The sequence below is a fragment of the Pseudomonas sp. C9 genome (assembly GCF_002000165.1).
Lineage (GTDB): Bacteria > Pseudomonadota > Gammaproteobacteria > Pseudomonadales > Pseudomonadaceae > Aquipseudomonas.
In genome coordinates, this window is the sequence record NZ_MPAK01000001.1 from 398042 (window position 1) to 414883 (window position 16842).

General features: G+C 61.2%; 17 protein-coding genes. 11 read left to right on the top strand and 6 right to left on the bottom strand.

Going from position 1 to position 16842, the window contains the following annotated elements:
• Nucleotides 1-25 precede the first annotated feature (25 nt).
• Nucleotides 26-1399: a nucleotide 5'-monophosphate nucleosidase PpnN gene (gene ppnN, locus BMS17_RS01805; protein WP_046027571.1), complete on the top strand. Its 1374-nt coding sequence runs from the start codon at nt 26-28 to the stop codon at nt 1397-1399.
• Between the two features lie 65 nt (nt 1400-1464).
• Here ppnN and BMS17_RS01810 read toward each other — a convergent pair whose 3' ends face one another.
• The gene (locus BMS17_RS01810) at nt 1465-2523 is read right to left on the bottom strand and encodes an alpha/beta fold hydrolase (RefSeq protein WP_077430281.1); all 1059 of its coding nucleotides are present in this window, start codon (nt 2521-2523) and stop codon (nt 1465-1467) included.
• 54 nt (nt 2524-2577) lie between these two features.
• The gene (locus BMS17_RS01815) at nt 2578-2838 is read right to left on the bottom strand and encodes a DUF2790 domain-containing protein (RefSeq protein WP_046027574.1); all 261 of its coding nucleotides are present in this window, start codon (nt 2836-2838) and stop codon (nt 2578-2580) included.
• 213 nt (nt 2839-3051) lie between these two features.
• Between BMS17_RS01815 and BMS17_RS01820 the strand changes: the two genes are divergently transcribed.
• From BMS17_RS01820 to BMS17_RS01830, 3 genes are all read left to right on the top strand, one after another.
• Nucleotides 3052-3795 carry a response regulator gene (locus tag BMS17_RS01820; RefSeq protein ID WP_077430282.1) on the top strand — a complete coding sequence of 248 codons (744 nt, stop codon included), beginning with the start codon at nt 3052-3054 and terminating at the stop codon, nt 3793-3795.
• Between the two features lie 146 nt (nt 3796-3941).
• The gene (locus BMS17_RS01825; RefSeq protein ID WP_077430283.1) at nt 3942-4676 is read left to right on the top strand and encodes an ABC transporter substrate-binding protein; all 735 of its coding nucleotides are present in this window, start codon (nt 3942-3944) and stop codon (nt 4674-4676) included.
• Between the two features lie 107 nt (nt 4677-4783).
• Complete coding sequence (locus tag BMS17_RS01830; RefSeq protein ID WP_046027583.1) at nt 4784-5008, top strand: hypothetical protein; 225 nt, start codon at nt 4784-4786, stop codon at nt 5006-5008.
• Between the two features lie 224 nt (nt 5009-5232).
• Here BMS17_RS01830 and BMS17_RS01835 read toward each other — a convergent pair whose 3' ends face one another.
• From BMS17_RS01835 to BMS17_RS01845, 3 genes are all read right to left on the bottom strand, one after another.
• Nucleotides 5233-6657 (bottom strand): FAD/NAD(P)-binding protein, encoded by a 1425-nt coding sequence (locus BMS17_RS01835; RefSeq protein ID WP_077430284.1) that lies wholly within the window; start codon nt 6655-6657, stop codon nt 5233-5235.
• 119 nt (nt 6658-6776) lie between these two features.
• Complete coding sequence (locus BMS17_RS01840; protein WP_046027885.1) at nt 6777-8180, bottom strand: LLM class flavin-dependent oxidoreductase; 1404 nt, start codon at nt 8178-8180, stop codon at nt 6777-6779.
• A 184-nt stretch (nt 8181-8364) separates the two neighbouring features.
• Nucleotides 8365-8928 (bottom strand): helix-turn-helix domain-containing protein, encoded by a 564-nt coding sequence (locus tag BMS17_RS01845; protein ID WP_077430285.1) that lies wholly within the window; start codon nt 8926-8928, stop codon nt 8365-8367.
• On the opposite strand from BMS17_RS01845, the gene BMS17_RS01850 reads away from it, so the two are divergent.
• The 7 genes from BMS17_RS01850 to BMS17_RS01880 all read left to right on the top strand — a co-directional run bounded on the left by BMS17_RS01850 (nt 8923) and on the right by BMS17_RS01880 (nt 16284).
• On the top strand, nt 8923-9948 hold the full coding sequence (locus BMS17_RS01850) for a DMT family transporter (RefSeq protein ID WP_077430286.1): 1026 nt from the start codon (nt 8923-8925) through the stop codon (nt 9946-9948). The genes BMS17_RS01845 and BMS17_RS01850 overlap by 6 nt on opposite strands.
• Nucleotides 9949-10220: 272 nt before the next feature.
• Nucleotides 10221-13139, top strand: a complete 2919-nt coding sequence (locus tag BMS17_RS01855; RefSeq protein ID WP_046027592.1) for a monovalent cation/H+ antiporter subunit A — start codon at nt 10221-10223, stop codon at nt 13137-13139.
• Entirely contained in the window at nt 13139-13483 is a 345-nt protein-coding gene (locus BMS17_RS01860) for a Na+/H+ antiporter subunit C (protein ID WP_007944721.1), read from the top strand. Before BMS17_RS01855 ends, BMS17_RS01860 begins: the two co-directional genes overlap by 1 nt.
• Complete coding sequence (locus BMS17_RS01865; protein WP_077430287.1) at nt 13480-15165, top strand: monovalent cation/H+ antiporter subunit D; 1686 nt, start codon at nt 13480-13482, stop codon at nt 15163-15165. The genes BMS17_RS01860 and BMS17_RS01865 overlap by 4 nt, the downstream gene beginning before the upstream one ends.
• Entirely contained in the window at nt 15162-15650 is a 489-nt protein-coding gene (locus tag BMS17_RS01870; protein WP_046027595.1) for a Na+/H+ antiporter subunit E, read from the top strand. The genes BMS17_RS01865 and BMS17_RS01870 overlap by 4 nt, the downstream gene beginning before the upstream one ends.
• Nucleotides 15647-15925 carry a K+/H+ antiporter subunit F gene (locus BMS17_RS01875; protein WP_046027596.1) on the top strand — a complete coding sequence of 93 codons (279 nt, stop codon included), beginning with the start codon at nt 15647-15649 and terminating at the stop codon, nt 15923-15925. The genes BMS17_RS01870 and BMS17_RS01875 overlap by 4 nt, the downstream gene beginning before the upstream one ends.
• Nucleotides 15922-16284, top strand: a complete 363-nt coding sequence (locus tag BMS17_RS01880; protein ID WP_046027597.1) for a Na+/H+ antiporter subunit G — start codon at nt 15922-15924, stop codon at nt 16282-16284. The genes BMS17_RS01875 and BMS17_RS01880 overlap by 4 nt, the downstream gene beginning before the upstream one ends.
• Before the next feature lie 57 nt (nt 16285-16341).
• Here BMS17_RS01880 and BMS17_RS01885 read toward each other — a convergent pair whose 3' ends face one another.
• Nucleotides 16342-16779, bottom strand: coding sequence for a DUF3995 domain-containing protein (locus BMS17_RS01885; protein ID WP_046027599.1), 438 nt, complete (start codon nt 16777-16779; stop codon nt 16342-16344).
• Between the last annotated feature and the right edge of the window lie 63 nt (nt 16780-16842).

The window sequence follows — 16842 nt, forward strand, 5'->3', positions numbered from 1 at the left end:
ATGACATCGTTTTAAGGATCTTTGAATGACCCAACGACAAGTAATCAACGCCTCGGTCAGCCCAAAAGGTAGCCTGGAAACCCTCTCCCAACGCGAAGTCCAACAACTGAGCGAAGCCGGTTCCGGCAGCACCTACAACATTTTCCGCCAGTGCGCCCTGGCCATCCTCAATACCGGCGCCCATGTCGACAACGCCAAGACCATCCTCGAAGCCTACAAGGATTTTGAAATCCGCATCCACCAGCAGGACCGCGGCGTACGCCTGGAACTGTTGAATGCCCCGGCCGACGCCTTCGTCGACGGCGAAATGATTGCCAGCACCCGCGAAATGCTCTTCAGCGCCCTGCGTGACATCGTCTACACCGAAAACGAACTCGACAGCCAGCGCATCGACCTGAGCACTTCCCAGGGCATCAGCGACTACGTGTTCCACCTGCTGCGCAACGCCCGCACCCTGCGCCCCGGCGTCGAACCGAAGATCGTGGTCTGCTGGGGCGGCCACTCGATCAACACCGAAGAATACAAATACACCAAGAAAGTCGGCCACGAACTGGGCCTGCGCAGCCTCGACATCTGCACCGGTTGCGGCCCCGGCGTGATGAAAGGCCCGATGAAAGGCGCGACCATCGCCCACGCCAAACAGCGTATCCACGGCGGTCGCTATCTGGGCTTGACCGAGCCGGGCATCATCGCCGCCGAAGCGCCGAACCCGATCGTCAATGAGCTGGTGATCCTGCCGGACATCGAAAAACGTCTGGAAGCGTTCGTGCGCGTCGGCCACGGCATCATCATTTTCCCCGGCGGTGCAGGCACGGCCGAAGAGTTCCTGTACCTGCTCGGCATCCTGATGCACCCGGACAACGAAGGCCTGCCCTTCCCGGTCATCCTCACCGGGCCGAAACATGCCGCACCGTATCTGGAACAACTGGACGCGTTTGTCGGCGCCACGCTGGGTGACGCGGCGAAGAAACATTACGAGATCATCATCGACGATCCGGCTGAAGTCGCACGGCAGATGACGCAGGGGCTCAAAGCGGTCAAACAGTTCCGTCGCGAGCGCAATGACGCGTTCCATTTCAACTGGCTGCTGAAAATCGACGAAGGCTTCCAGCGCCCGTTCGACCCGACCCACGAAAACATGGCCAACCTGAAACTGAGCCTGACCCTGCCGGCTCACGAACTGGCCGCCAACCTGCGTCGCGCGTTCTCCGGCATTGTCGCCGGCAACGTCAAGGACAAAGGCATCCGCCTGATCGAACAACACGGGCCGTACCAGATCCGGGGCGATGCGGCGATCATGCGTCCGCTGGATCAACTGCTCAAAGCCTTCGTCGCCCAGCACCGCATGAAGCTGCCGGGCGGCGCGGCGTATGTGCCGTGTTATCAGGTCGTGGCATAACCTCGACCTGACCAACACTATTTACCCCTGTAGGAGCAAGCTCACTCCTACAGGGGTTAACGTGGCTACAGGTGATCAGCGTCAATCACCGCTTTGGCAAAGGCTTGCGGATCTTCCTGCGGCAGGTTGTGGCCGATGCCGCCGGTGATGAGCCGGTACTCATACTTGCCGGTAAAACGCTTGGCATAATCCTCGGCTGCCGGGTGCGGTGCGCCGTTGGCGTCACCTTCCATCGTAATGGTGGGCACCGTGATGGACGGAGCCTTGGCCAGGCGTTGCTCCAGTGCTTCGTATTGCGGCTCTCCCTGAACCATGCCCAACCGCCAGCGATAGTTGAAAATCGTGATCGCGACATGGTCCGGGTTGACCAGGGCCACGGCGCTGCGGTCGTAGGTCGCGTCGTCGAATTTCCATTGCGGGGAGGCCAGTTCCCAGATCAACTTGGCGAAGTCGTGACGATTTTTTTCGTAGCCGGCCTGGCCGCGCTCGGTCGCGAAATAGAACTGATACCACCATTGCAACTCGGCCTTGGGCGGTAACGGGTTCTTGCCCGCTGCCTGATTGCCGATCAGATAGCCACTGACCGAGACCAACGCCTTGACCCGCTCCGGCCACAACGCCGACACGATGTCTGCCGAACGCGCGCCCCAATCGTAGCCGCCAAGCACGGCCTGTTTGATGTTCAGGGCATCCATGAAGTCGATGACGTCGCTCGCCAGCGCGGAAGGCTGGCCATTGCGCAAGGTCTTGGCGGACAGGAACTGCGTGTCGCCATACCCCCGCGCATACGGGATCAGCACTCGGTAGCCCTTGGCTGCCAGCAATGGCGCCACTTCGCTATAGCTGTGAATGTCGTAGGGCCAACCGTGCAGGAGAATCACCACCGGACCATCGGCGGGGCCGACCTCGGCGTAAGCCACATTGAGCAAGCCGGCCTTTACATGCTTAAGCGCGCCGAAGGTGTCCTTCCTGGCCTCCACCGAGTTAGCGGTGACCGTGGTGCTGGTTTGGGCGCTGGCCGCACCGAGAACACCGAACTGCATCAACGCGAAAGCAAGCACCGCGGGTCCCATCAAGCGGCGGCCTCGTGATTCGGTTTTATTGCCCGACACATTCATCTTCATGGTGATTTCCCTATAAGTCATTCAACGATTGTTTTGGACGACGTAGTGGGCCGATCAACCGCCCTGATTGGCGCAGTCCGCGAGTTTGCTGTAATCGAGAACCTTGTGCGTGCCGCTGGAATCAAGGTAGTTCAGGCGAGCATTGACAATGCCGCAACCACTGCCGGAGTCTTCGGCGGACAGCACTTTCTTGATATCCAGATGCGCGCCGTGAGCAGAGACCTGCGCCTGGGTTTGATCATTGGCATGGGCTGAAAACGCAGTGATGTTCAGGACAGCGAAGAAGCTGGCGGCAACGAGTGTGTTCCAGTTCATGGTGATTTCCTCAGGGCTGCGATAGGCGGTGGTGGTGAGGCAAGTCGTCTTGTCTCGATGGAGCCCATTCAACCGCCCCAAGGTATCTGCCATGTGTCGTCAAAACGGCGTTATTAAGGCGTAAGGTGTCAAACAGCGCGCCCGATACAGTGCGATACAAATCTGCGTCGCGCCGTGTAGCGCGCAGCGAACTAATAAGAAGAGGTTTGTGCAATGGACCATGTGAACCACATCCTGATCGTCGATGACGATCGGGAGATCCGCGAACTGGTGGGCAATTACCTGAAGAAAAACGGCCTGCGCACTACAGTGGTTGCCGATGGCCGGCAGATGCGCAGTTTTCTGGAAACCAATCAGGTGGACCTGATCGTGCTGGACATCATGATGCCCGGCGATGACGGCCTGGTGCTGTGCCGTGAATTACGCGCCGGCAAACACAAAGCCACACCGATCCTGATGCTCACTGCGCGCAACGACGAAACCGATCGCATCCTCGGCCTGGAAATGGGCGCCGACGATTACCTGACCAAACCCTTCGCCGCCCGCGAGCTATTGGCGCGGATCAATGCGGTATTGCGCCGCACTCGAATGTTGCCGCCGAACCTGCTGATCACCGAAACCGGCCGGCTGCTCGGTTTCGGCCGCTGGCGCCTCGATACCACAGCCCGCCACTTGCTGGACGAAGACGACACGCTGGTGGCCCTCAGTGGCGCGGAATACCGTTTGCTGCGCGTCTTCCTCGATCACCCGCAGCGGGTACTCAGCCGCGACCAATTGCTCAACCTGACCCAAGGCCGCGACGCCGACCTGTTCGAGCGTTCCATCGACTTGCTGGTGAGCCGTTTGCGTCAACGCTTGCTGGATGATTCACGCGAGCCGACCTACATCAAGACCGTGCGCAGCGAAGGCTACGTGTTCTCGTACCCGGTGGAATTGCTTGGCGCAGAATCTTCCTAGGGGTTTTGTATATAGAAACTGCCGAAACATACGCAAATCCCACAGCCTTTAAATCCTACGATCTGACACAAAAGCCCCGGCAATTCCTCGGGACAGTGCCGCCCGCTCGTACTAAGCTGCGCGATTCATTTCATCAGGGACGATTTATGAAGCGCATTGCCGGTTGCTTGCTGCTGTTGCTGAGTGTTGGCGCAGTCGCAGCAGACCTGAAACTGCTCACCGACAACCACCCACCGTTGCACTTTCAGCAAGGCGACACACTGGTGGGTTTTGGTGTGGATGTGGTGCAGGCGTTGGCCCAACGCACGGGCGACTCGGTGCATTTGCAGCAAGTCCCTTTGCTGCGGGCCTTGCGCGATGCCGGGACCGAGCCCGCCACCGGGGTGTTCACTATCTTTCGCACCGCCGAGCGCGAAGGCCTGTACCAGTGGGTCGGCCCGCTGATGGAGGTGGAAACGGCCCTCTACGCCACCGACAGCACCCTGCCCCCTGTCCGCGCCCTGAGCGAGACCGCCAGCCTGGGCCGAATCGCCGTTCCGCGAAAATGGCTGGCCTACAGCTACTTGCAACAGCAAGGCCTGAACAACCTGTACGGCGTCGAAACGCCCGAACAAATGATGCGCCTGGCGAGTCTGGGCCGTGCAGAATTTGTGGTGGCCGATACCCTGTCCATCACGGCGATGGCGCGAGAAGTCGGGCTGGCGCCCAGTCGGCTGCACTACCAGATGCCCCTGATGAAGCAAAGTACGTACATCGCGTTTTCACCGCAGACCGATGCCGCTCAAGTGGAGCGCTGGCAACTGGCGCTGGACGAAATGAGGCGCGACGGACGCCTGGAACATATCAAGCAGCGCTGGCTGATCGACCGCACGCCTCGCTGACAACGGATCAGCGCGCTCGATAACGACTATGCCCAAGGGTGTTTTTTCATCGCCGGGCTCCAGCACTACAGTGGCGACATCTTCTTCCCACGCTCTGGAGCAACCCCATGAAAAGCCTCATCGGTCTTGGTTTCGCCCTCTCGGTTCTTGGCGCAACGTCCGCTATCGCCGCCCCCCACGCCACCTCGCAGGTTGTCGCGGCAGTGAAAGTCAGCCAACCGGCCACCCTCAATGTGAACACTGTCGAAGTCGATAAAAAGGACAGCCAGCCGACCACGTTGTACGTCGCTGAAAACCGCCCTGAGTTCGGTTCGAAATATCAGCGTTATTGATCAACAGCTTTGCGCCGCTTGAACAAAAAACCCCGGGCAGACCCAATCTACCCGGGGTTTTTCCTGGAAACACACCGGCTCCTGTAGCAGCTGCCGAGCCCGCGAGGCTGCGTCCGGCCGCGAAGCGGTCGTAAACCCTACTCACTCGGTTTGACTGAAACACCGCATCGCCTGATTTTACGACCGCTGCGCGGCCGGACGCAGCCTCGCAGGCTCGGCAGCTGCTACGTCAGTCGTGCGGCGAGGGCCTTGGCTTGTAGTGCGACGTCGGTGACCGCCGTGCTTTCCCACCACATGCCGCGCAACGGGGGGCCCATGGCGAACAGGCGAGTGGCAACCTGACCATCGGCATCCAGCACGGCACCGTCTGCAGCCGCTGCAATCCCCAAGGCCAACGGCCCCGGTCGGATCAACCCGCGCGCCAACAGTTGTTGTGGCAACGCACGAGCGACCCGGCGCCAGTCATATTCGATGCCGCTGGAATTGATCAACGCTGCGCCCTGAACCACACAGGTGCCCTCTTCGCCACGGCGACGAATGCGGATGCTGACGCCGCCCTGCGACGCGGGCTCAAGGCCCTTGAACGACGCCGCCTGAATCCGCAACCGCCCTTCCCTGTGCAAACGCTCCACCAAGGCAGCACTCAGCGGTGGCGAACGATGGTGATGACTTTCCCACCACGGCCGAACATGCCTTACAAATTGCCGACGCTGCCGGTCCGTCGCCTGATTCCACAACCGGCCAATGTGCGCACGCACGGTGTCGAGTGGTGCTTGCCAGTCGATGCCTTCAGCGATGGCCTGCCGACAATGCCGACGCAGTTCACGCACTAACTGCCGAGGTGTGCGAATGCTCTGGTCCTCGGCCAGGAAATCCACCCAGGCCGGCGGTTGGCGACGTACGTGCGGCAGTAAGCCGTGACGCGAAAACACCTCGATCGGCCCACGATGCCCAGCCTGCTCCAGCGACACCACGGCATCGACCATGGTCAGGCCGGAACCGATGATCAGCACCGTCGACTGCGGATCGAGCTGGCGCATGGCGGCCACATCCCACGGATCCAGCGCCGCGGCGTTCAAACCGCTGGACTCGGTCTGCGGTGTGCGCGCCGCGGGAAACATCCCCGTCGCCAACACCGCATAAGCGCCCTGCAAGCGTTGCCCGTCACTCAATGTCAGCCGAACCGAATCGTCGCCCGCTTGCAGATCAATCACCTCGGCCTGCACATGCTCGACCGTCGAGCCATTCAACGCCCCGACGGCTTGCGCCTCGGCCAGGCGTTGTTGCACGTACACGCCGAACAGGCCGCGTGGCGGGAACAACTCGCTGATCGGCACAGGTTGCTCGGCCGATTCCGGCCAGCCACCGGCGGCGATGTGTTCGGTCAGCCATTGCGTCAGGTCATCGGCGTTGTCCGGGTCGACGCTCATGCGCGCCGCGTTGCCGTTCAGCGTATGGCCCAACTCGACCGCGCTGTAGGCTTCACCCCGCCCCAGTTCGGCGCGCGGCTCGATCACCAGCACCGACCGCCGACCAGGCAAGCGCAACAACTGCGCCGCCAGCATCGCGCCACTGAGGCCGCCGCCGATAATCAGAATGTCTGCATGGCGGATGGCGTCGTTGGCCTGTCCGCTTTGGATTTCGCTCATTCCATACTCACTGGTCAATGACTCCCTGAATAAAAATCCACTGTCTGCCACCTTAATGTTTTGCCCTCCAGCGCACAAACAACACTCCTTTGCAGGAGTGAGCCTGCTCGCGATGGCGTCTAAGCAGATACCACCTTCTTCTCCTGCTGCCGCAACGCCGCCAGATCCCGATAACCCGCTGCGGGATGAACGTCTGCCAAACGCGGCCCCTCCCCAAACAATTTTTCACGCAAGGTCCCCGGCGCATAGTCGGTCTTGTACACCCCACGCTTCTGCAACTCCGGCACCAGCAACTCCACCGCGTCGATGAAGGTTTCGTGGGTCAGTGCATAGGCCAGGTTGAAACCGTCTACGTCGGTCTCCTCCACCCACTCTTGCAGAAGATCGGCAACTGTCTCGGGGCTGCCGACAAACAATGGCCCGAACCCGCCAATGCCGACCCAGTCCGCCAGTTCATTGGGCGTCCAGACCTTGTTCGGGTCCGCCGTGGAAAACGCTTCCACCGCCGATTGAATGGCATTGGTGTGCACATGCTTGAGCGGTTCATCCGGTTTGAACTGGCTGAAGTCGATGCCGGTCCAGCCGGAAATCAGTGCCATGGCACCTTCGTAGCTGACCCAGGTTTTGTACTCCTCGAACTTGGCTTTGGCCTTCGCGTCGGTTTCGCCAAGGATCACCGTTTGCAGGTTGAAGATCAGGATCTTGCGCGGATCGCGCCCAGCCTCGGCGGCACGGCGACGAATGTCTGCCACGGTTTTCTTGAGCAGCACTTTCGACGGTGCGGCGACGAAGACACATTCAGCATGCTCGGCCGCAAATTGTTTGCCACGACTCGATGCTCCCGCTTGGTAAAGCACCGGTGTGCGCTGCGGCGAAGGTTCGCAAAGGTGAATGCCCGGCACCTGGAAATGTTTGCCAACGTGGCGGATCTCGTGAATTTTGCGCGGGTCGCTGAAGACCCGCCGCTCGCGATCGCGCAGAATCGCGCCCTCTTCCCAACTGCCTTCCCAGAGTTTGTAGCAAACCTCCAGGTATTCCTCGGCGAAGTCGTAGCGGGCGTCGTGTTCGGTCTGGTTTTTCTGGCCAATATTCTTGGCGCCGCTTTCCAGATACGAGGTGACGATGTTCCAGCCGGCCCGGCCCTTGGTCAGGTGGTCGAGCGTCGACAGGCGCCGGGCGAATGGATACGGGTGCTCGAAAGACAACGACGCGGTCAGGCCGAACCCCAGATGCTCGGTGACAAGCGCCATTGGCGGAATCAGTTGCAGCGGATCGTTGACCGGCACCTGCGCGGCCTGGCGGATCGCCGCGTCACCATTGCCGTTGTAAACGTCGTAGATGCCGAGCACATCGGCAATGAACAGACCGTCGAACTTGCCACGCTCAAGGATCTTCGCCAGATCGGTCCAGTATTCGAGATCCTTGTACTGCCACGAACGATCGCGCGGGTGCGCCCACAAGCCCGGCGACTGGTGGCCGACGCAGTTCATGTCAAACGCGTTCAGACGAATTTCGCGGCGGATGCTTGGGGGTTTGGCGGGGGTTGTCATGGACCGGCTCCGGGTTTCTGGTGAATGCTCTGTTCGCATTTGCAGAAGTCGTGCCTGAACATGATTGCAAGTTATTTCAACAGGTTGAGATGCTTTCCAAGAAATAACATCAGCTTTAAAAGAGCAAAGTGTCTATCCACTGTTGATGAGCCAACAGTCAAATCACCACGTTGCGCACAAACCGCGCCGCCACCGGCCCGTCATTGCGATAGGCATGGGGCTGGTTGCTGGCGAACATAAAGAACTCACCGGCAGCAATGTGCTGCGGGGTGTCACCCAACATCAGGGTCAGGCAGCCTTCGAACACGTAGATCTGTTCGCTCCAGCCTTCGGCGTCCGGTTGCGACGGGTAAATTTCCCCCGGTTGCAGGCACCATTCCCATTGTTCCACTTCGCGGGTGGCGGTGGCCTTGGACAGTAAAACGGCTTTGCTGCCGGGGATTACTCCGGCCCACGCCACTTCGTTGATGCGGTTCGTGTCACGGGCGTCCGGGGCCTGGATGAGGTCGCTGAACCTCACGTCCAGTGCCTCGGCCACGCGGTCGAGGGTGGTCAGGCTGACGTTGTTGTCGCCGGCTTCGATGGCCACCAGCATCCGGCGGCTGACCCCGGACTTTTCGGCCAGCACGGTCTGGCTCATGTCAGCGGCGTGGCGCAAGCGCCGGACGTTCTGGCTGACGTGCTGGAGGACCGAAGCCCGCGGGGTGGAATCTTTGTGCACTATATTGCTCACTTGGTGGGGTTGGGCAGTATACTGCGCAACATTCGGCGCATTGTGCGTCGCCCTCAAGTAGCGCGCAAGGTCATGACGTCAGTGAACTCTTCTCCCACCTCCCCCCGCGTCTCACGGTTCAGCAAAGCCGAGTGCGTGCTGGTGCTGATCACCATGGTCTGGGGCGGAACCTTTTTGTTGGTGCAGCATGCGATGACCGTCAGCGGACCGATGTTTTTCGTCGGTCTGCGCTTTGCCGCTGCCGCGAGTCTGGTCGCGCTGTTCACCTGGCGACACCTGCGGGCGTTGACCCTGTTCGAACTCAAGGCCGGGGCGTTCATCGGGGTGGCGATCATGCTCGGTTATGGCTTGCAGACGGTGGGTTTGCAGAGCATTCCCAGCAGTCAGTCGGCGTTTATTACCGCGTTGTACGTACCCTTCGTGCCGTTGCTGCAATGGTTGGTACTGGGGCGGCGTCCGGGGCTGATGCCAAGCATCGGGATCATGCTGGCGTTTACCGGGTTGATGCTGCTGTCGGGACCCGCCGGCGCTTCGTTCAATTTCAGCCCTGGCGAAATCGCTACGCTGATCAGCGCCATCGCGATTGCCGCAGAAATCATCCTGATCAGCACCTATGCCGGTCAGGTCGATGTGCGTCGAGTGACCGTGGTGCAATTGGCGACCACGTCGGTGTTGTCGTTCTTGATGGTGGTGCCGACCCAGGAACACATTCCGGACTTCTCATGGCTGCTGTTGTGCAGCGCGCTGGGCCTTGGCGCTGCGAGCGCGGCGATTCAGGTGGCGATGAACTGGGCGCAGAAGAGTGTCTCGCCGACACGCGCGACCTTGATTTATGCCGGGGAGCCGGTGTGGGCCGGGATTGTCGGGCGAATTGCCGGGGAGCGGCTGCCGGCGATTGCGTTGGTGGGTGCGGGGTTGATTGTGGCGGCGGTGATTGTGAGTGAGTTGAAGACCAAGGGTAAAGGTGCTGCGGCGGCGGCGGAGTTGGAGCGGGAAACACAGGGTTAAATCGCGAGATCTGTGGCGTCTGATAGATAGCTATCGCGAGCAAGCTCGCTCCCACATGGGTTCTGCGTTGTGCCACCAGAGTGTGAACACAACTGGCCCCTGTGGGAGCGAGCTTGCTCGCGATGGGGCCAGAAGGGTTTAAACCGGCCCGTTGAAACAATGTGAATCAGGCTTTTTCCGTCTACCGTGTAGGATTCTGCGACAGCTTCGCGTTTGGTGATCCGGGAGCTGGCACGTATGATGCTTCACAAACTCCCGCAGATTAGAAGCCTATGTCCCTGATAGTTCTACTGCTTCTGCCATTTATTGGCAGCTGTCTGGCAGCCGTCCTGCCGCACAACGCACGCAATACAGCCCCCTTGCTCGCGGGCCTGATCGCACTGATCGGCACCGTCCAGGTCGCGTTCCTGTACCCGCAAATCGCCCATGGCGGCGTAATCCGCGAAGAATTCTTCTGGCTGCCAAGCCTCGGCCTGAACTTCGTCTTGCGCATGGACGGGTTCGCGTGGCTGTTTTCGATGCTGGTGCTGGGCATCGGCACACTGGTCTCGCTGTACGCACGCTATTACATGTCGCCGGACGATCCGGTGCCGCGGTTCTTCGCATTTTTCCTGGCGTTCATGGGCGCCATGCTCGGGCTGGTGATTTCCGGCAACCTGATCCAGATCGTGTTTTTCTGGGAGCTGACCAGCCTCTTCTCGTTCCTGCTGATCGGCTACTGGCATCACCGTGCCGACGCACGACGCGGCGCCTACATGGCGTTGATGGTCACCGGCGCGGGGGGGTTGTGCCTGCTGGCGGGGGTCATGCTGCTCGGCCATGTGGTCGGCAGCTATGACCTGGACAAGGTCCTGGCCGCCGGCGATCTGATTCGCGCACATGCCCTCTACCCGCTTCTGTTACCCCTGATCCTGATCGGCGCCTTGAGCAAAAGTGCGCAATTCCCTTTCCACTTCTGGTTGCCCCACGCGATGGCGGCGCCGACACCGGTCTCGGCCTATCTGCACTCGGCGACCATGGTCAAGGCCGGGGTGTTTCTGCTGGCGCGACTTTGGCCTTCGTTATCCGGCAGCGAAGAATGGTTCTACATCGTCAGCGGCGCCGGTGCCTGCACCCTGTTGCTGGGTGCGTATTGCGCGATGTTCCAGAACGACCTCAAAGGGTTGCTGGCCTACTCGACCATCAGCCATCTGGGCCTGATCACCCTGCTGCTGGGCTTGAACAGCCCGCTGGCCGCCGTGGCCGCGGTGTTCCACATTCTTAACCACGCCACCTTCAAGGCCTCGTTGTTCATGGCCGCCGGGATCATTGACCACGAAAGCGGCACCCGCGACATCCGCAAACTCAGCGGCCTGATCAAGCTCATCCCGTTCACCGCCACCCTGGCCATGGTCGCCAGCGCCTCGATGGCCGGCGTGCCGCTGCTCAATGGTTTCCTCTCCAAAGAAATGTTCTTTGCCGAAACCGTGTTCATCAATGCCACGGCGTGGATCGAGTGGAGCCTGCCGATTGTCGCGACCATCGCTGGCACATTCAGTGTCGCCTACTCATTACGCTTCACCGTCGATGTGTTCTTCGGCCCGACCGCCACCGATCTGCCGCACACCCCGCACGAGCCACCACGCTGGATGCGCGCACCCGTTGAGTTGCTGGTGTTCACGTGCCTGGTCGTGGGGATGTTCCCGGCGCAAGTGGTCGGTTCCATACTGGCCGCCGCAGCCCTGCCTGTAGTAGGCGGGACGCTGCCGGAGTACAGCCTGGCGATCTGGCACGGCTTGAATGCGCCAATGATCATGAGCCTGATCGCCATGTCCGGCGGCATCGTGCTCTATCTGCTGCTGCGCAATCAGTTCAAGCGCGGGCGCTTCAAATACCCGCCGGTCATTGGCCGGTTGAATGGCAAGCGCCTGTTCGAACGCAGCCTGGTGATCATGATGCGCCTGGCCCGCCGTCTGGTGCGCCGGATCAGCACCCATCGCCTGCAAACCCAATTGTTCCTGATGGTCCTCGCTGCCGTGTTGGCCGGCTTGATTCCGATGCTCCACAGCAGCCTGAGTTGGGGGGATCGACCGAAAATTCCGGGCTCTATCGTGTTCGTGACCCTGTGGCTGCTGGCGATTGCCTGCGCCCTCGGCGCGGCGTGGCAGGCCAAGTATCACCGGCTCGCGGCTCTGACCATGGTCAGCGTCTGCGGCCTGATGACCTGCGTGACCTTCGTCTGGTTCTCCGCGCCAGACCTGGCACTGACGCAACTGGCCGTCGAAGTGGTGACCACCGTGCTGATCCTGCTCGGTTTGCGCTGGCTGCCACGGCGGATCGAAGAGGTGTCGCCACTGCCAAGCAGCCTGCGCAAGGCGCGCATCCGGCGTATCCGCGACTTGCTGTTGTCGACCGTGGTCGGTGGCGGCATGGCCTTGCTGGCCTACGCGATGCTGACGCGTCAGACGCCTAACGATATTTCCTCGTTTTACCTCAGCCGTGCCCTGCCCGAAGGTGGCGGCAGCAACGTGGTCAACGTGATGCTGGTGGATTTCCGTGGCTTCGACACCCTCGGTGAAATCACTGTGCTGGTGGCAGTGGCCCTGACCGTGTTCGCCCTGCTGCGACGCTTCCGCCCGCCCAAGGAAAGCCTGCAATTGCCAGCCCAGCAACGCTTGCTGGCACCGGACGTGGTCACCGACCTGGTCAACCCGCGCCACGCCAGCGACACCGCGCTGGGCTTCATGATGGTCCCGGCAGTGCTGGTGCGTCTGCTGCTGCCGATTGCGCTGGTGGTGTCGTTCTACTTGTTCATGCGCGGACACAATCAACCGGGGGGCGGTTTTGTCGCGGGGCTGGTGATGTCGGTCGCGTTCATCCTGCAATACATGGTCGCCGGCACGCAGTGGGTCGAGGCGCAAATGAGCCTGCGACCGCTGCGCTGGATGGGCATCGGGTTGCTGTTTGCCACGGTCACGGGGCTTGGGGCCATGGCGGTCGGCTATCCGTTCCTGACCACCCACACCTGGCATTTCACCCTGCCGGTACTGGGTGACATTCACATTGCCAGCGCGCTGTTCTTCGACATCGGCGTGTATGGCGTGGTGGTCGGTTCGACGCTGTTGATCCTCACCGCCCTCGCTCACCAATCGGTTCGCGGCCACAAAACCGCAGCCCAGCCCAAACCCGTCGCCACACAAGGAGCCGTCTGATGGAAGAAGTCATCGCAATCGCCATCGGCGTTCTCGCGGCGTCCGGCGTCTGGCTGATCCTGCGGCCGCGAACCTTCCAGGTGGTGATGGGCCTGTGCCTGCTGTCCTATGGCGTCAACCTGTTCATTTTCAGCATGGGCAGCCTGTTCATCGGCAGGGAGCCGATCATCAAGGACGGCGTGCCGCAGGACTTGCTGCACTACACCGACCCACTGCCGCAAGCACTGGTGCTGACCGCGATTGTGATCAGCTTCGCCATGACCGCGTTGTTTCTGGTGGTGCTGCTCGCATCCCGGGGCTTGACCGGGACCGACCATGTCGATGGCCGGGAGCCTAAAGAATGAATCCAATGACGCACCTGATCGCCGCCCCGATCCTGCTACCGCTGCTGACTGCCGCCATCATGTTGATGCTCGGCGAAAAACACCGTCCGCTGAAAGCCAGGATCAACCTGTTCTCCAGCCTTCTGGGCCTGGGGATTTCGGTGTTGCTGCTGCAATGGACACAGACCACCGGCGTTCCCGGCTCTATCGGTGTGTACCTGCCGGGCAACTGGCAGGTGCCATTCGGCCTGGTGCTGGTGGTTGATCGCCTGTCAGCGTTGATGCTGGTGCTGACCGGGATCATCGGCGTCAGCGCCTTGCTGTTCGCCATGGCCCGCTGGGACGGCGCCGGTTCCAGCTTCCACGCGCTGTTCCAGATTCAATTGATGGGGCTGTACGGCGCATTCCTGACCGCCGACCTGTTCAACCTGTTCGTGTTTTTCGAAGTGCTGCTGGCCGCTTCCTACGGTTTGATGCTCCACGGTTCGGGTCGACCGCGAGTGTCGGCGGGGTTGCATTACATCTCGATCAACCTGTTGGCGTCGTCGCTGTTCCTGATTGGCGCGGCGCTGATTTACGGCGTCACCGGCACCCTGAACATGGCCGACCTGGCGTTGAAAATCCCGCTGGTGCCACAAGCCGATCGCGGCTTGCTGCATGCCGGCGCGGGGATTCTCGCGGTGGCGTTCCTGGCCAAGGCCGGGATGTGGCCGCTGAACTTCTGGCTGGTACCGGCCTACTCCTCGGTCAGCGCGCCAGTAGCGGCCATGTTCGCGATCATGACCAAGGTCGGCGTCTACACCCTGCTGCGTCTGTGGACGTTGCTGTTCTCCGGCCAGGCCGGGGCATCGGCCTACTTTGGCGGCGACTGGCTGATCTACGGCGGCATGGCAACGATCGTCTGCGCAGCGCTGGCGATTCTGGCGGCCCAACGCCTGGAGCACATGGCCAGTTTGAGCATTCTGGTGTCGGCAGGGATTCTGCTGTCAGCCGTCGGCTTCGCCCAGCCGAACCTGATCTCGGCGGCGCTGTTTTACCTGGTCAGCTCGACCCTGGCGATGAGCGCGCTGTTCCTGCTGGCCGAGTTGATCGAGCGTTCCCGCTCGGTCAATGAAGCGCCGCTGTTCGATGACGCCGACCTGATCGCACGACCGACGCTGTCCGAGCAACCGCCCAAAGGCTTCAACCTCGATGACGATCAGAAAGCCGTGGTTGGCCAGGTGATTCCCTGGACCATGGCCTTCCTCGGCTTGAGCTTCATTGCCTGCGCGCTGCTGATCATCGGCATGCCGCCGCTCTCCGGTTTCATCGGCAAGCTCAGCCTGCTCAACGCCCTCCTCAACCCGTTGGGCTTGGGCAATGGCGCTGGCGAACCGGTGTCGAACGCTGCATGGGGGTTGCTCGCACTGTTGATTCTGTCAGGGCTCGCCTCACTGATCGCCTTCTCGCGTCTGGGCATCCAGCGCTTCTGGACCCCGCAAGAACGTCCATCGCCGCTGCTGCACCGTTTGGAAAGCGTGCCGATCATCATTCTCCTGGGGCTGAGTATTGCGCTGACCTTCAAGGCTGAACCGCTGCTGCGTTACACCCAGGCGGCCGCCGATGCCTTGAACAACCCGCAGCAATACGTGATGGCCGTGCTCGGCACACGCGCAGTGCCAAGCCCGGAAGCCAAAGCGGCAATGTTGGAGGTGCAACCGTGAAACGCCTGTTTCCTGCCCCTTGGCTGTCGCTGGCGTTAGGGGTGTTGTGGCTGGTGCTGAACCAGTCGATGAGCCCCGGCAATCTGTTGCTCGGCGCGATGCTGGGCTTCTGCGCACCGTTGATGATGCGCCGATTGCGACCGCTGCCGATTCGTATCCGTCGCCCCGGCGTCATCTTGCGCTTGCTCCTGGTGGTCGGTCGAGACGTGCTGGCGTCCAACCTCGCCGTGGCCTGGGGCGTGCTGAACGCCGGTCGCCGCGCGCCACGCTCACGCTTCATCAAAGTGCCGCTGGACCTGCGCGACGCCAACGGCCTCGCCGCACTCTCGGCGATCTGCACCGTGGTCCCGGGCACCGTTTGGTCGGAACTGGCGCTGGATCGCAGCATCCTGTTGCTGCATGTGTTCGATCTGGATGACGAAGCCGTGTTCATCCAGCACTTCAAGGCAACCTACGAGCGCCCCTTGATGGAGATCTTCGAATGAGCCCACTGCTGTCGAACGCCGTCCTGCTGAGCCTGTTCATGTTTTCCGTGGCGATGATTCTGACGCTGATCCGTCTGTTCAAGGGCCCCTCAGCCCAGGACCGGGTTCTGGCCCTGGACTATCTGTACATCATCGCGATGCTGATGATGCTGACGCTGGGCATTCGTTATGCCAGTGATACCTACTTCGAGGCGGCGTTGTTGATCGCCCTGTTCGGTTTCGTCGGCTCGTTTGCCCTGGCGAAATTCCTGCTGCGTGGCGAGGTGATCGAATGAATGGCGAACTGTCGCTGTGGGTCGAGATTCCAGTGGCGATCCTGCTGCTGCTCAGCAGTCTGTTTGCGCTGGTCGGCGCCATTGGCCTGGTGCGGATGAAGGATTACTTCCAGCGCATGCACCCGCCAGCGTTGGCCTCGACATTGGGGGCATGGTGTGTGGCACTGGCGTCGATCATTTACTTTTCGGCGCTCAAATCGACACCAGTGGTGCATGCCTGGCTGATTCCAATCCTGTTGGCGATAACCGTACCGGTGACCACCTTGCTGCTGGCGCGCGCGGCGTTGTTTCGCAAGCGCATGGCCGGCGACGATGTGCCGGCCGAGGTGAGTAGTCGGCGCACGGATGGCAGAAGCTAAGGTTACACGCTGAATCACCCGGATTGGCCTGCCCGGCCATGCGCCAACCCGGGCACTTCAAACCCAGGCAACCGTCAGCAACCCGGCCCCCAACACCACGCACAGTGGTGAATAGACCCAGGTATCGAGCCGGGCAAACGTCGAATTCTTGACCTCTTTGAAGAACCCCACCAGTTCCGAATCGCCAATCGCCCGGGCGAACATCAGTATCGCAATGGCACTGAGCACCCATTGCAGCCACTTGTCATGCACCGCCGGCAAACACAGCCCGACCCGCAGACACACCAGCATGGCGATCAGTAACAGCGCCCCCGCCACCAGCAACGTCACGATTCCCGACGGCTTGAACGCAGGCCTTGATTGCGCGCCGCCCTCCCCGGGCACTCGCGGCACCGCCGCCTCGCTGCCCAGCTTGCCGCCCGAGGCCCAATACACGTGGACCAGGCTGATTATCAGAAAAATTGAAGCCATCCATTGTGCGACCAGCAGATTCATCTTCGGGCATCCATCCAGTGGGAGCGAAATTGCTCCGGGCGGTGATAGCGATACTCGGTGAAA